Here is a 14,607-nt window from a genome sequence, read left to right as displayed (position 1 = left end):
TCTTACCCCCGGCTCCGGTATTGCTGGATCGCCTTCAGGCTCGTATCGAGCGTGGGCAGCGCGACGGCGGCCGAGCCCGCGCCCACTGCCTTCAGCAGGTCGCGCACGGTCTGCGTGTCTTTGGAGGCGCCGTCGAAGTAGCGCGCGAGCGTGGCGTCGGCGGCCGCGAGGTCGGACTTGAGCGTGTCCTGATTGCGCGAGAGCAGCGACAGGCGCGCCGAGAGCAGGCGCAGCTTCAGGTTCTCGCGCACGAAGTAGCCCTGATCGGGCGAGACGAGCATGGCGTCCGCGTTGTCGATGCGGCGCACCTGCACGAGGCTCGCGACCTGCTTGCCCACCCCGTCGACGAACGTGTCGATCCACACCTTCCATTTCGGCTGGTTGGTCGCGGCGGCGACCCTGGCGATATCGGCGGGTTGAGCGGCTTCGGGCTTCGTGTGCGCGACGATCGCCTCGCCCGAAAGCGGCAGCGAGTCGATCTGGCCGAGCGCGGTGTCGAGCTTGATGGCGAGCCCTGTCAGATCGGTCGACGGCGCGGCCTTTAGCTTGTCGATGTCCTGCGCGATCGCCTTGCGCACGGTGATGGCCTGTGCGTTGTCCGAGGCGGCGAGGCGCGTGTCGGCGCTTTGCAGCGCGAAGAGCGCGAGCTGCGTGTTGCCGGTGAGCTGGAGCTGTTCGCTCGCGCTCGAGAGCATCTGGCCGACTTCGGCGAGCGTCCAGTCGTCGCGGCTCTTCGAGAGATCGGCGTATTGCTGCGCGAGCGCCTGCTGCGCGGTTTGCTCGTCGGCGATCTTGCTTTCGAGCAGGGCGATCTGTTTGTCGAGTTGCTGCGTGCCCGCAACCGCCTGGTCGGCGCGCGCGCGCAGCGCCGCGGCCTGCTGCTCGCTGGCCTGCTGGCGTTGTATGGCCTGCATGCCGAGGTGGTCGACCTTGCGATTGAGCCAATAGCCGCCCGCGCCCGAACCCGCAGCGACCAGCACCACGACGAGCCACAGCAGCGCCGTGGCTGCCCCGCGCCGCGCCGTGCCCGGTGGCTGGCTCTGCGGTGCGGAAGAACCGGCGCCCGACGACGCATAGGTCGGCCGTGCCGACGCGCTGCCCGAAGCCTGCGCGCTGCCGGAAGCCGACGCCCCCGTGGCGACGGCACCCTGGTTTGACGTGCTGCTGGAGTTGTTCGAATCTGTCATGCGTGGGTTGGCCGGCGCCTGGGCCGGAGTGTTCTGAACCGGTTGAACAACGGAAGAAGCGAGGCCTAGCAGCGTCTCGACGATGCGTTCGTCGCCCGCGCCGGACACCGTAATCCTATCAAAACCCATCGAGCGCGCCGTCTCGGCGATCCGCGCGTGCGGCGCGACGAGCGGCGCGTGGCGCAGCTCGACGATTTCGCCCGCCGTGAGATGTTCGCGCGCGAGCTCGTCGAGGTTGCGCACGCCTTCCGAACTGGTCACGAGCCATGCGTGCGGCGCACCTTCGAGAAGCGCGTGGACCCGCGTCCAGGCGGCGATGGGCGGCTCGGGCACGATGCGGCGGTAGGCCGCGACGGTCTCCACTTCGGCGCCCGCTTCGCGCAGACGTTCGGCGAGCCACTCGCGGCCGCCGTCACCGCGCACGATCAGCACACGCTTGCCAGCGAAAGCCTCCGCACCGAACGTATTCTCGAGCGCCGCATAGAGCGACTCCGAATCGAAGCGCGCGGGCTCCTCGTCGGCAGCGCCCGACGGGCTCACCACGCGATGATCGGGCTCGGCCACGCCATGACGCTCGAGCGCGGCCACGCTCGCCGGGCCGACCACGGCCACCGGCAGCGCGGGCGGCCAGATCGAGGAGACCGAGGCGTAGCATGCAAACGCGCGGTCCACGGCGTTGGGGGAAACGAACACGACGAGCGCATACCGTTCGAGCGAGCCGAGCGCGGCGCGCAGCGGGGCGTCGTCGGTCACGGGCGCAATGGCGATGAGCGGGAAGTCGAACGTGCGGATGCCATGCCGCGCCAGTTGCCCGGCGAGCCCGTCCGATTGACCGGCCGGCCGGGTAATGACAACGGTAAACGGCGCACTGCCGCCATTGCCGCTTGCCAGCGGCGCGCGCTTCGTGCCTGTCGAGGCGTCGCCTGGGCCGCCCCACTCGTCGGGCTGACCGGCATTGCCGGGCGGTTGCCAGGGGCCGGCCATCATGCGCGGGCCGGGCCTTCGCCCGGGCCGGTGGGGTCGTTCGTGGCGCCACCGTCGTGTTGAGGCGCCGTGTTCGGGCCGTCGGCGCCCTGGGCCGCATCGGCGAGCGTGCGCACGATGTCGAGCGCCCCCTGAGCAACGAGGTCGTCGGCGACGCGGCGGCCGAGCGCCACGGCTTCGTCGACCGTCGACACCGCCTTGGCTTCCTGCGCGGCCAGCACGCGGCGCGCGTCCGGCGTGGCGATCGTGGCGCGCAGCGCGAGCTTGCCGCCCTGCCACTGCGCGTAGGCAGCGAGCGGCACCGTGCAGCTGCCGCCCAGCGCGCGCGAAACCATGCGCTCGGCTTCGACGGCCTTTGCCGTGGCATCGTCGTGCAGCGGCGCGAGCCACGCGGCAAGCTCGGGGCGACCAGTGCGGATCTCGATGCCGAGTGCGCCCTGACCCGCCGCCGGCAGGCTGTCGTCGGGCTCGATGAGCGCGCGGATGCGCGCGCCGAGGCCAAGGCGCTTCAGGCCCGCGGCCGCGAGAATGATGGCGGCGTAGTCGCCGCGGTCGAGCTTGGCCAGACGCGTGTCGAGATTGCCGCGTAGCGGCTTAACATCGAGATGCGGATGGCGTGCGCGGATCATCGACTCGCGGCGCAGGCTCGAGGTGCCCACCACGCTGCCCGGCGGCAGCGCCGCGAGCGAGTCGTAGTCGTTCGAGACGAACGCATCGCGCGGGTCTTCGCGCTCCATGATGGCTGCGAGCGTGAAACCCTCGGGCAACTCCATCGGCACGTCCTTGAGCGAGTGCACGGCGAGGTCGGCGCGGCCTTCGGCCAGTGCCTGCTCCAGCTCCTTGACGAAAAGTCCCTTACCGCCGACTTTCGAGAGCGTGCGGTCGAGAATTTGATCGCCGCGTGTCGTCATTCCAACAATTTTCACGTCGCAGGCTGGATATAATTTGTGCAGCGCAGCTTGCACATGCTCTGCCTGCCACATCGCGAGGCGGCTCTCGCGCGAAGCGATCACAAGCGTGCGGGGCATGGGCGCGGATAACGTCTCGGAGTTCATGGCAACAGCATCGAATGACGGGATGAAAAGCAGGATCGGATAACAGGCAATGTTAGCACGCGCCCTTTTTATGGCCTTCCGGCAGGAACAGGCTGACAAGAAGCGTGCGGCGGCAAGGAAGAGACTCAAACGCTGCATCGGCGCTTACCGTGTGTGATTGATTCGGTAGAGCACGGTCCGCCTCGCCACTGGCAACACGCCACGCGCGTGGCGGCCCGAAGACGCCGCACGCCGCTCGCGTGCGGACCTGGCGCCTATGCGGCACAAGCCGGCACAAGCGGCCCGGCAATGGCCGTGCGAGCTTCGGGCTTGCGCTCGCCGTCGCAGCGGCGCAGTCTCCCCAGCAGGGCCTGCCCCCGGCGCACCGCCACTGGCGGCCCGCGCCGTCTCTGCAACATCCGCATGGCTCGCGCAGGGTGGCACCTTCCGCCCGTCCCAGGTTGCACCCGAAGTACCCGGCCCGGCACGCGCCGCGGCCATGCAGTTGGCAGTCTCCGATCAACCTGTCCAAATCCTGGCAAGCCTCAAGGAAAACATCGTGAAGTCTTCAGGCTCGGCGCGCGCAGAGCGCCGCAACACCGCATCGCAGAACGCTACTTCCAAGGCCGCAGTGGCCGCGCCGTCCACGAAACCGGCGAAAACAGCGAAGACCACGAAGACCACGAAATCCACCGGCACCAAACCTGCGGGCCGGACCACGCAGGCCGCCGAGGCGCTCGAAGCAGCGAAGACCGCAAAGACCGCAAAGACAGTGAAGGCGCCGAAAGGCGTGAAAGCCACCAAAGCGACGAAAGCGGCCTCTGCCGCGGGGAAAGCCGCCGGCACCTCGCGCAACGGCCGCGCGCGCGACGACAAGGACCAGCCGCTCTTCGAGGACATCCGCTATCTCGGCCGCGTGCTTGGCGAGGTGCTGCGCGAGCAGGAAGGCGATGCCGTGTTCGACGTCGTCGAAAGCATTCGCAAGACCGCCGTGCGCTTTCGCCGCGAGGACGACATCGCCGACGCCCAGGCGCTCGACCGGCAGCTTCGCGCGCTCTCGCCCGAAGAGACCGTAACGGTCGTGCGCGCGTTCAGCTACTTTTCGCATCTCGCGAATATCGCCGAAGACCGCCACCGCAACCGCCGTCGACGCATTCACGACCTCGCGGGCTCGGCGCCGCAGGCCGGCACCATTGCGCACTCGCTCGAACGCCTCGCACAAGCCGGTGCGGCAGCCACGCCCGTGCTACAGCAGTTCTTCAACGACGCGCTGATCGTGCCCGTGCTCACCGCGCACCCGACCGAAGTGCAGCGCAAGAGCACACTCGACTCGCAGCACGACATCGCGCGGCTGCTCGCCGAACGCGATCAGCCGCTCACGCATCGCGAGCTGGAGCACAACGAGTCCCTCTTGCGCGCGCGCGTGACCTCGCTGTGGCAAACCCGCATGCTGCGCGACTCGCGGCTGACCGTGGGCGATGAGATCGAGAACGCACTTTCGTACTACCACACGACCTTCCTGACCGAGATTCCCGCGCTCTACGGCGAGATCGAAACACAGTTGAAGGAGCACGGCATTTCGGCACGCCTACCCGCGTTCTTCCAGATGGGCAGCTGGATCGGCGGCGACCGCGACGGCAATCCGAACGTCACGGCCGCCACGCTCGAAGAGGCCAGCGAGCGCCAGGCGCAGGTGATCCTGCAGCATTACCTGGACGAAGTGCACCGGCTGGGCGCCGAGCTTTCGGTGTCGGACCTGCTCGCCGGGGCGAGCGACGAACTCAAGGCGCTGGCCGCAGCCTCGCCCGACAAGTCGCCGCACCGCGTGGACGAGCCGTATCGCCGCGCGCTGATCGGCGTCTACACGCGCCTTGCCGCGAGCGCGCGCGTGCGCCTCGGCGAAGGCGTGGTGGCGGTGCGCAGCGCCGGCCGCAACGCCGCGCCCGTGCGCGCCACGCCCTATGCCGACGCTGGCGAGTTCTCGCGCGACCTGCATATCCTCATGGACTCGCTCGCCGAGCACCACGGCGCTTCGCTCGCCACGCCGCGCCTCGCGCCGCTCATGCGCGCCGTCGACGTGTTCGGCTTCCATCTCGCGTCCATCGACCTGCGCCAGAGCTCGGACATCCACGAGGCCGTGATCACGGAGCTGCTCGCGCGCGCGGGCGTGGAAGCCGACTATGCTTCGCTCTCCGAAGAAGACAAGCAGATCGTGCTGCTCGCGCAGCTCGCCGAGCCGCGCACGTTGCGCTCGCCCTGGCTCGACTATTCGGATCTCGTGAAGAGCGAGCTGGGCGTGCTGGAGATGGCGCGCGTGACGCGCGAGAAGTTCGGCGCGCGCGCGGTGCGCAACTACATCATCTCGCACACCGAAACGGTTTCCGACCTGCTCGAAGTGATGCTGCTGCAAAAGGAAACCGGCCTCTTGAGCGGACGCCTCGGCCACGTGGAAGATCCCGCGAAGGCCGCGCTGATGGTGATTCCGCTCTTCGAAACGATCCCCGACTTGCGCCACGCCCCGCACATCATGCGCGACCTGCTCGCGCTGCCGGGCATGGACGGCATCGTCGAGCACCAGGGCAACGAGCAGGAAATCATGCTCGGGTATTCGGACAGCAACAAGGACGGCGGCTTCCTCACCTCGAACTGGGAGCTTTACCGCGCGGAACTCGCGCTCGTCGCGCTGTTCAAGGATCGCGGCATCACGCTGCGTCTGTTCCACGGCCGCGGCGGCACGGTGGGACGCGGCGGCGGCCCGACCTACAACGCCATCCTCTCGCAGCCGCCGGGCACGGTGGAAGGCCAGATCCGTCTGACCGAGCAGGGCGAAGTCATCGCGAGCAAGTTCGGCAATCCGGAAATCGGCCGCCGCAACCTCGAAACGGTGATCGCGGCGACGCTCGAAGCCACGCTGTTGCCGATGGGCGGCAACGTCGACAACGCGCCGGACGAATTGCCCGCGTTCGAAGAGACGATGCAAACGCTCTCCGACGCGGCGATGGCCGCTTATCGCTCGCTCGTCTACGAGACGCCGGGTTTCACCGACTACTTCTTCGCCTCGACGCCGATCACCGAGATCGCGGAGCTGAACATCGGCAGCCGCCCCGCCTCGCGCAAGCTGCAGGACCCGAAGAACCGCAAGATCGACGACCTCCGTGCGATTCCGTGGGGCTTCTCGTGGGGCCAATGCCGTTTGCTGATCACCGGCTGGTACGGCTTCGGCAGCGCGGTGTCGTCATATCTCGACGACGCGGGCAGCGACGCCGAGCGCGCGCGACGTCTTGCGATGTTCAAGAAGATGTACAAGAGCTGGCCGTTCTTCTCGAACCTGCTCTCGAACATGGACATGACGCTCGCGAAGACCGACCTCGCGGTGGCGTCGCGTTACGCGCAACTGGTGACGGACAAGAAGCTGCGCAAGCACGTGTTCGAGCGCATCGTGGCCGAGTGGGAACGCACGACGAAGGTGCTCGGCGAGATCACGGGCGCGAGCGAGCGGCTCGCCGACAACCCGCTGCTCGCGCGTTCGATCAAGAACCGCTTCCCTTATCTCGATCCTTTGAATCACATGCAGGTCGAGCTGATCAAGCGGTATCGCGCCGGTGACCCGAGCCCGCGCGTGCGGCGCGGCATTCACCTGACGATCAACGGGATTGCGGCGGGGCTGCGCAATACGGGTTGACACTCGCGCTGCGCTGACTCGTTGTTCAAAAACGGCGTCGTGCCCTGGCGGGCACGACGCCGTTTTTCCTTTCGCCTCGCGCGTCTCAATCCCTCCGCGTCGCCTCGATCATGAGCGCGTCGAGCTTGAAGGAATAATCGCTCTGCACATCGAAGTATTGACGCACTTCATCGGGCGCACGCTCCCACATCGAGCGAATCGCCGTCACCCGTTCGGCAGGCGTTCGCATGCGCGCCACCCACGAATCGAAGTCGAGCGCGATGCGCCAGCGCTCGCTCACGTTCGCATCGAATCCGGCGGCGTCGAGCATCGCGATCCATTCGTCGGCGCGGTAGTCGCGAATGTGCGAGGCGTCGCGCAACAACTCGATCGCCTGGATATGCGTGTCGTAAAGCGGATCGTCGATGCCCGCGATGTCGATGAACTTCAGCCGGCCGCCCGGCTTGAGCACGCGGTGCACCTCGGCCAGCGCGCGCGGCACGTCGCGCCAATGATGCGCGCTCATGCGGCTCACGGCCCAGTTGAACGACGCATCGGCAAACGGCAGCGTCTCCGCCGCGCCCTGCTGCGTACGCACCGTCGTCAAGCCGCGCGCTTTCGCGGCGGCCTCGACCGTGGCGAGCATCTGCGGGGCGATGTCGTAGGCCACGACTTCGCGCACGTGCGGCGCCACCGCGAAGCTCGCGTGGCCGGCGCCGCAACCCATGTCCAGCACCGTCGCATTGCCGCAGGTGGCCGCGAAGGTCGCAGAGAGGTTCTCCAGGTCCGCGCCGCTCGCGTGGACCTGGCTCGTGAGGTAAGCGGCAGCAGTCGAGCCGAATGCGTCGGCGACCTGATCGTGATGCTTCATCGCATGCTCCTTTTGCGGGTTGTTTTGCGGGTTCTCGTGCGGCTCGTTATGCGGGGCGCGAAGCGTCGAGCGCTGCGTGCCGGGGCTTCGGCCATCTTCGGGCGGGCTGACGCGGCGGCCCGTCGCCTCGTCAGACGCTACAATAGGGCCCGTTCTGTACCAGTACAAGTTAAGCGATTATTCTGGTATCACCGCCACCTGCCCTACGCCAATGAGCCTCGACACGCCCGCCGCCGCCGGCAAAACTCTCGACGCGACACCCGCGCGCGCCCTCGGTGAATTCATCCGCGCCCATCGCGAGCGGCTTTCGCCGCAGGAGGTCGGCTTGCCGCCGGGCCCGCGCCGCCGCACGCCCGGCCTGCGCCGCGAAGAGGTGGCGCAACTGTGTGGCGTGAGTCCGACCTGGTACACGTGGATCGAGCAAGGTCGCCCCGTCTCCGCCTCGGCGGATGCGCTCGCGCGCATCGCCGTCGCGCTGCGGCTCTCGCGCGCCGAGCGCGCATATCTGTTCGAACTGGCCGCGCAGCGCGACCCCGCCGAGCCCGATCCGGCCACCGCCGCCGACGCGCCCGCCACGCTGCTGCAGACGGTGAAGCTCGTGGACGCCCCCGCCTACGTGCTCGACCGCCAGTGGACCGCACTCGCCTGGAACGCGCACGCGGCGGACCTCTTCACCGGTTGGCTCGACGGCGAGCACGACCGCAACCTGCTGCGCTTCACGTTCACCGAACCGCTCGGGCGCGAGTTGATCGTCGACTGGGAAACGCGTGCGCGGCGTCTGGCCGCCGAGTTCCGCGCCGATTCGATCCGGCATCTGAACGACGCACCCACGCGCGCGCTGGTCGATTCGCTGATCGCCGCGAGCGACGAGTTCGCGCGCTTCTGGGCCTCGCAGGACGTGTTCGAGCGCGAAGGCGGCCGGCGCGAGTTCAATCATCCACGCCACGGCCGCATCGCTTACGACCAGATCACCCTCAAGCCCGCGCACCGCGAGGACCTCAAGCTGGTGGTGCTGGTGCGGCTGTAAAACCGGCGCTCGCTCGCGGGCCTGCCGCTCGTCAACCGGCCCGGCGCGCGCCCTCGCCGCGCCCGCACGCCCCTCGCCCGGCTCCCAGCGCCGGCCGCCGCCCGCGCCGATGGTAAAATTGACGCCTTTCCCGCCGTGCGCCGTGTTTTGCGCGAGGCTGCGCGGCCCGCTTTCCCATCGCTCACCGCTCTCATCACCATGACCTCCCAACTGCACAAAAAAGGCGAAGCCTGGTCGGCTCGCTTCTCCGAACCCATGTCGGAGCTGGTCAAGCGCTACACGTCGTCGGTCTTCTTCGACAAGCGTCTCGCGCTCGTCGATATCGAGGGGTCGCTGGCGCACGCGTCGATGCTGGCCGCGCAGAAGATCATCTCCGCCGACGACCTCGCCGCCATCCAGGGCGGCATGGCGAAAATCAAGGGTGAAATCGAGCGCGGCGAGTTCGAATGGCAACTCGATCTCGAAGACGTGCACCTGAACATCGAAGCGCGCCTCACGGCCCTGATCGGCGACGCGGGCAAGCGCCTGCACACGGGCCGCTCGCGCAACGACCAGGTCGCGACCGACATCCGCTTGTGGCTGCGCGGCGAGATCGACCGCATCGGCGGCCTGCTCGGCGACCTGCGCGGCGCGCTGCTCGACCTCGCCGAGCAGCACGCGGGCACGATCATGCCCGGCTTCACGCACTTGCAGGTGGCGCAGCCGGTCACGTTCGGCCATCACCTGCTCGCCTACGTGGAGATGTTCACCCGCGACGCCGAGCGCATGGTCGATTGCCGCAAGCGCGTGAACCGTCTGCCGCTGGGCGCCGCGGCGCTCGCGGGCACGAGCTACCCAATCGACCGTTTCGCCGTGGCGAAGACGCTCGGCTTCGACGGCATCTGCGCGAACTCGCTCGACGCCGTCTCCGACCGCGACTTCGCGATCGAATTCACGGCGGCCGCCGCACTCGTGATGACGCACGTCTCGCGCTTCTCGGAAGAGCTGGTGCTGTGGATGAGCCCGCGCGTGGGCTTCATCGATCTCGCCGATCGCTTCTGCACCGGCTCCTCGATCATGCCGCAGAAGAAGAACCCCGACGTTCCGGAACTCGCGCGTGGCAAGACCGGCCGCGTGAACGGCCATCTCATGGCGCTCCTCACGCTGATGAAGGGCCAGCCGCTCGCGTACAACAAGGACAACCAGGAAGACAAGGAGCCGCTGTTCGACACGGTCGACACCGTTGCCGACACGCTGCGCATCTTCGCCGAGATGGTCGCGGGCATCACCGTGAAGGCCGAAGCGATGCGCGCGGCGGCGCTGCAAGGTTTCTCGACGGCCACCGACCTTGCCGACTACCTCGTGAAGAAGGGCCTGCCGTTCCGCGACGCGCACGAAGCCGTGGCACACGCGGTGCGCATCTGCGTGGACCGCAACTGCGATCTCGCCGACCTCACGCTCGACGAAATGCGCCGCGAATTGCCGGCTGTTTCGCATCTGCTCGGCGAGGACGTGTTCGAAGTGCTGACGCTCGAGGGCTCGGTCTCGGCGCGCAACCACCCGGGCGGCACCGCGCCCGAGCAGGTGCGTGCGGCCATCGCCGCGGCGCGCGCGGCGCTCAAGTAAGCGCAACGCAGCGGGCCTGACCGGGGCCCGCACGAGCGCCAACCGGGCGCGTGACTGACAACGTCGCGCGCCCGGTTTGTTTTTGGGGCGCCGCAACATACGAGCACGCGCTGTACCCCCGGGAAAGCTCGGCAGGTGTGCGCCAGGCACGTACGCGCCATGGCCTATGATCCCGCGCCATACTGACGCTTTGCCCCGTCGGTCGCCACCGCCGCGGCTCGACGCTGGCCCCGTTCGCCCTTGCCCCAACTACCACCCCGATGATCGTCCGCCCGCATCTCCACTGGTTCCGCATGCTGCTCGCCTGGCGCGGCTCCGTGCTGCCGCAGCTTCTGCCGCGCCTGTTCATCGTGCTGTGCATCTCGATCGTCGCAGTGGCCGTGCACGATCACATCCTCAAGGTCACGGTGAACCTGAGCACCGTGCCGTTCTCGCTGATCGGGATCGCGCTCGCGGTGTTTCTCGGCTTTCGCAACAGCGCGAGCTACGACCGCTACTGGGAAGGGCGCAAGCTCTGGGGGCAAATGCTCAACGAGACGCGCTCGCTCACGCGCGAGGCGCTCACGCTCCCGCGCAGCGGCGATGCAGCCGCGACGCGCGAACGCGCCCGCGAGCTTGTCGGGCTGCTCGCCGCGCTGCCGCACGCGCTGCGCCATCAGCTGCGCAGCACCGATCCGCGCGCCGACCTCGAAGCGCGCCTGCCACCGGCGCTGTTCGCGCGCGTGATGGCCTCGCGCTTTCGCCCGGCCACGCTCATGCTGTGCGCGTCCGAATGGGTCCAGCGCGAGGCGAGCGAAGGCCGCCTCGACGGCTACGCGGTGCTAGCGTTCGAGCACAATCTCAATGGCATTTCAGATGTAATCGGCGGTTGCGAGCGCATCGTCTCCACGCCGCTGCCGTTCGCCTATACGGTGATGATTCATCGCACGGTGTACTTCTTCTGCGCGCTGCTGCCGTTCGGCCTCGTCGATAGCATCGGCGCGCTCACGCCGGTCTTCGCCGTGTTCGTGGCCTATGCGTTCATGGCTCACGAAGCCATCGCCTCGCAGATCGAAGACCCGTTCGGCACCGAGGACAACGACCTCGCGCTCAACATGATGTCGGCGGGCATCGAGGTCGCGTTGCACGACCTCATGGGCGAGCCCACCTCGCTACCGGCGCGCGCGCCGGAGCAGTTCATCATCGACTGACGACGCGGCTTCAGTGGTTGTTCACCATCTCCGCCAGGCGCTTCAAGGTCGCGAGGCGCCCGCCTAGCAGGTCGAGCCGCGCACGCTCGTCGATGAGCGGCGTGGTCGCGTCGCGATAGGCGCGCCAGTCGCGCTGCGCGCGCGCGAGCGTCGGCCGTGCGTGCTTCGGCATGCGGGCATAGAGCTGACGGTAATAGCGGTTCAGGCCGTAGCTCGCGTGCTCACAGCGCGCGTCGGCGCTGCAGGCGCGTACACGGGGCGGGTCGCCGTCGGCCGCCGCCGCCTTGCGCAGCGCGAGCGCACGCTCGCGCACCGGCTGCAGCCGCATGTCGGCCTCGTAAAGCTGATACGTGCTCCCGCTCGTCGTCGCGAACACGGCGCCGAGCATGGTGTCCTCGGCGTCGCGCCAGGCCACCCACTTCTGCTGGCTCGACCGCCAGCGCTTTTGCCGCGCGGGCGGCAGATTCACGACGAGTTGCGCAAGCGCCGTATCGGCGGCCGCGCGCCATGCGCTGCGCGCGTCGTCCATGCACTGGATCTGCCCGGCCGTCGAGGAACGGTCGGCGCGCGCAAGGCACGCGCGCATGCCCGTGTCGATCGGATCGGCCGCCGCGACTTCCGCGCGCGCGCCCGGCGCCACGGCCAGCAAAGCCGTGGCAACCGAAAGCGCGAACACGATCGCGGTGAAGGAGCGCGCAAACCGCGCCGATGAACCGCCTGACATTCCTCTCCCTCGGGCGCTCAGTCGCGCACGCAATCCACGAAGTACTCGATGCGGCCGTTGATGGTCTCGCCCACGAGCCCGTGGATGTCGGTGTGGAAGCCCGGGAAGCGCTCGTTGAACTCGCGCGCGAACTTCAGGTAATTCACGATCGTCTTGTTGAAGCGCTCGCCCGGAATCAGCAGCGGAATGCCCGGGGGATACGGGGTGAGCAGGATCGACGTGACGCGGCCTTCCAGTTCGTCGACCGGCACGCGGTCGATCTCGCGGTGGGCGAGCTTCGCGAAGGCGTCGGAAGGCTTCATCGCGGGCTCCATGCTCGAGAGGTACATCTCGGTCGTGAGGCGCGCGATGTCGTTGGCGCGGTAGACGCTGTGGATCTGCTGGCACAGGTCGCGCAGGCCGACGCGCTCGTACATCGGATGCTGCGCGACGAACTCGGGCAGCACGCGCCAGAGCGGCTGGTTGTTGTCGTAGTCGTCCTTGAACTGCTGGAGTTCGGTGACCATCGAATTCCAGCGGCCCTTCGTGATACCGATCGTGAACATGATGAAGAACGAGTACAGACCCGTCTTCTCGACGATGATGCCGTGCTCGGCCAGGTACTTCGTGACGATCGCGGCCGGAATGCCCGTCTCGCCGAATTCGCCGTCCACGTCCAGACCCGGCGTGACGATGGTCGCCTTGATCGGATCGAGCATGTTGAAGTTCTCGGCCAGCGCGCCGAAGCCGTGCCAGTGGTCGTTCGGGCGCAGCATCCAGTCTTCGCGCGAGCCGATGCCTTCCTCGGCCAGGTCGTCCGGGCCCCAGACCTGGAAGAACCAGTCGGCGCCGTATTCGGCGTCTACCTTGCGCATCGCGCGGCGGAAGTCGAGCGCCTCGGCGATCGACTCTTCCACCAGCGCGGGGCCGCCGGGCGCTTCCATCATCGCGGCGGCCACGTCGCACGACGCGATGATCGCGTACTGCGGGCTCGTGGACGTGTGCATGAGGTACGCCTCGTTGAAGCGGTGACGGTCGAACGTGCTGTCCTCCGAGTCCTGCACCACGATCTGCGAGGCCTGCGAGATGCCGGCGAGCAGCTTGTGCGTCGAGTGCGTCGCGAACACCAGCGCCTTCGTGCGCGGACGGCCCGCGCCGATCGCATGCATGTCCTGATAGAACTCGTGGAATTCGGCGTGCGGCAGCCACGCTTCGTCGAAGTGCAGCGTGTCGAGCATGTCGCCGAGCAGGTCCTTGATCATCTCGACGTTGTAGATCACGCCGTCATAGGTGCTTTGCGTGATCGTGAGGATGCGCGGCTTGAGGTTCGGGTTCTTCTCGAGCGCTTCACGGGCGAACGGGTTCGCCTCGATCTTCTTGCGGATGTTTTCCGGCTTGAACTCGTCGCGCGGAATCGGGCCGATGATGCCGAAGTTGTTGCGCGTAGGCGTGAGGAACACGGGGATCGCGCCCGTCATCGTGATCGCGTGCAGGATCGACTTGTGGCAGTTGCGGTCCACGAGCACGATGTCGCCCGGCGCCACGGTGGCGTGCCAGACGATCTTGTTCGACGTGGAGGTGCCGTTGGTCACGAAGAACACGTGGTCCGCGCTGAAGATGCGCGCCGCGTTGCGCTCCGAGGCCGCGACCGGGCCCGTGTGGTCGAGCAGCTGGCCGAGTTCCTCGACCGCGTTGCAGACGTCCGCGCGCAGCATGTTCTCGCCGAAGAACTGGTGGAACATTTGCCCGAGCGGATTCTTCAGGAACGCCACGCCGCCCGAGTGGCCCGGGCAGTGCCACGAGTACGAGCCTTCGTCGGCGTACTTGACCAGCTCCTTGAAGAACGGCGGCGCCAGCGCGTCGAGATACACCCGCGCTTCGCGAATGACGTGGCGCGCCACGAACTCCGGCGTGTCCTCGAACATGTGGATGAAGCCGTGCAGCTCGCGCAGGATGTCGTTGGGCAGATGGCGCGAGGTGCGGGTTTCGCCGTACAGGAAGATGGGGATGTCCGAGTTGCGCTTGCGCACCGCTTCCATGAACGCGCGCAGCGCGACGATGGCGGGCGCGTGCTCGGGCGCTTCCTCGTCGGAGCCTTCGACGTAGGGCAACAGCTCGTCGTCGTCGATCGAGAGGATGAAGCACGCCGCGCGGCTCGACTGCTGCGCGAACGACGTGAGGTCGCCGTAGCTCGTCAGCCCGAGGACTTCCGCGCCCTCTTTCTCGATGGCTTCGGCGAGTGCCCGGATGCCGGAACCCGAGATGTTCTCGGAGCGGAAATCTTCGTCGATGATGACGACGGGAAAACGAAACTTCATGGGCGATTCTCCAAAAGAAACGACCGC

9 protein-coding genes are annotated in these 14,607 nt (G+C 67.7%); 4 read left to right on the top strand and 5 right to left on the bottom strand.

Features of this window, described 5'->3' with window-relative positions; translation table 11 throughout:
• Positions 1-2 precede the first annotated feature (2 nt).
• Both hemDX and hemC read right to left on the bottom strand, forming a co-directional pair.
• Positions 3-2,078, bottom strand: coding sequence for a fused uroporphyrinogen-III synthase HemD/membrane protein HemX (gene hemDX / locus VSR34_RS16810; RefSeq protein WP_342963003.1), 2,076 nt, complete (start codon positions 2,076-2,078; stop codon positions 3-5).
• A 92-nt stretch (positions 2,079-2,170) separates the two neighbouring features.
• Positions 2,171-3,226, bottom strand: coding sequence for a hydroxymethylbilane synthase (gene hemC / locus VSR34_RS16805; RefSeq protein WP_051390767.1), 1,056 nt, complete (start codon positions 3,224-3,226; stop codon positions 2,171-2,173).
• 538 nt (positions 3,227-3,764) lie between these two features.
• Between hemC and ppc the strand changes: the two genes are divergently transcribed.
• Positions 3,765-6,887 (top strand): phosphoenolpyruvate carboxylase, encoded by a 3,123-nt coding sequence (gene ppc / locus VSR34_RS16800; protein WP_028230584.1) that lies wholly within the window; start codon positions 3,765-3,767, stop codon positions 6,885-6,887.
• Between the two features lie 85 nt (positions 6,888-6,972).
• Here the strand turns inward: ppc and VSR34_RS16795 are convergent, their stop codons facing one another.
• Complete coding sequence (locus tag VSR34_RS16795; protein WP_028210533.1) at positions 6,973-7,737, bottom strand: class I SAM-dependent methyltransferase; 765 nt, start codon at positions 7,735-7,737, stop codon at positions 6,973-6,975.
• A gap of 211 nt (positions 7,738-7,948) precedes the next feature.
• On the opposite strand from VSR34_RS16795, the gene VSR34_RS16790 reads away from it, so the two are divergent.
• From VSR34_RS16790 to VSR34_RS16780, 3 genes are all read left to right on the top strand, one after another.
• Complete coding sequence (locus VSR34_RS16790; RefSeq protein ID WP_028230583.1) at positions 7,949-8,764, top strand: helix-turn-helix transcriptional regulator; 816 nt, start codon at positions 7,949-7,951, stop codon at positions 8,762-8,764.
• 198 nt (positions 8,765-8,962) lie between these two features.
• Positions 8,963-10,369, top strand: coding sequence for an argininosuccinate lyase (gene argH, locus VSR34_RS16785; RefSeq protein ID WP_028230582.1), 1,407 nt, complete (start codon positions 8,963-8,965; stop codon positions 10,367-10,369).
• 260 nt (positions 10,370-10,629) lie between these two features.
• A complete protein-coding gene (locus tag VSR34_RS16780; RefSeq protein ID WP_028210536.1) occupies positions 10,630-11,559 on the top strand; it encodes a bestrophin family ion channel in 930 nt (309 codons plus the stop codon).
• A 10-nt stretch (positions 11,560-11,569) separates the two neighbouring features.
• Here VSR34_RS16780 and VSR34_RS16775 read toward each other — a convergent pair whose 3' ends face one another.
• On the bottom strand, positions 11,570-12,283 hold the full coding sequence (locus VSR34_RS16775; RefSeq protein ID WP_342962982.1) for a lysozyme inhibitor LprI family protein: 714 nt from the start codon (positions 12,281-12,283) through the stop codon (positions 11,570-11,572).
• Between the two features lie 17 nt (positions 12,284-12,300).
• Positions 12,301-14,580, bottom strand: coding sequence for an arginine/lysine/ornithine decarboxylase (locus VSR34_RS16770; RefSeq protein ID WP_342962981.1), 2,280 nt, complete (start codon positions 14,578-14,580; stop codon positions 12,301-12,303).
• Positions 14,581-14,607: the final 27 nt, after the last annotated feature.

This window comes from Paraburkholderia sp. JHI2823, from assembly GCF_038900695.1.
GTDB classification, from domain to species: Bacteria; Pseudomonadota; Gammaproteobacteria; order Burkholderiales; family Burkholderiaceae; genus Paraburkholderia; species Paraburkholderia mimosarum.
The sequence above is the reverse complement of the archived record's forward strand: the minus strand, read 5'-3'. Positions and strand labels throughout refer to the sequence as shown.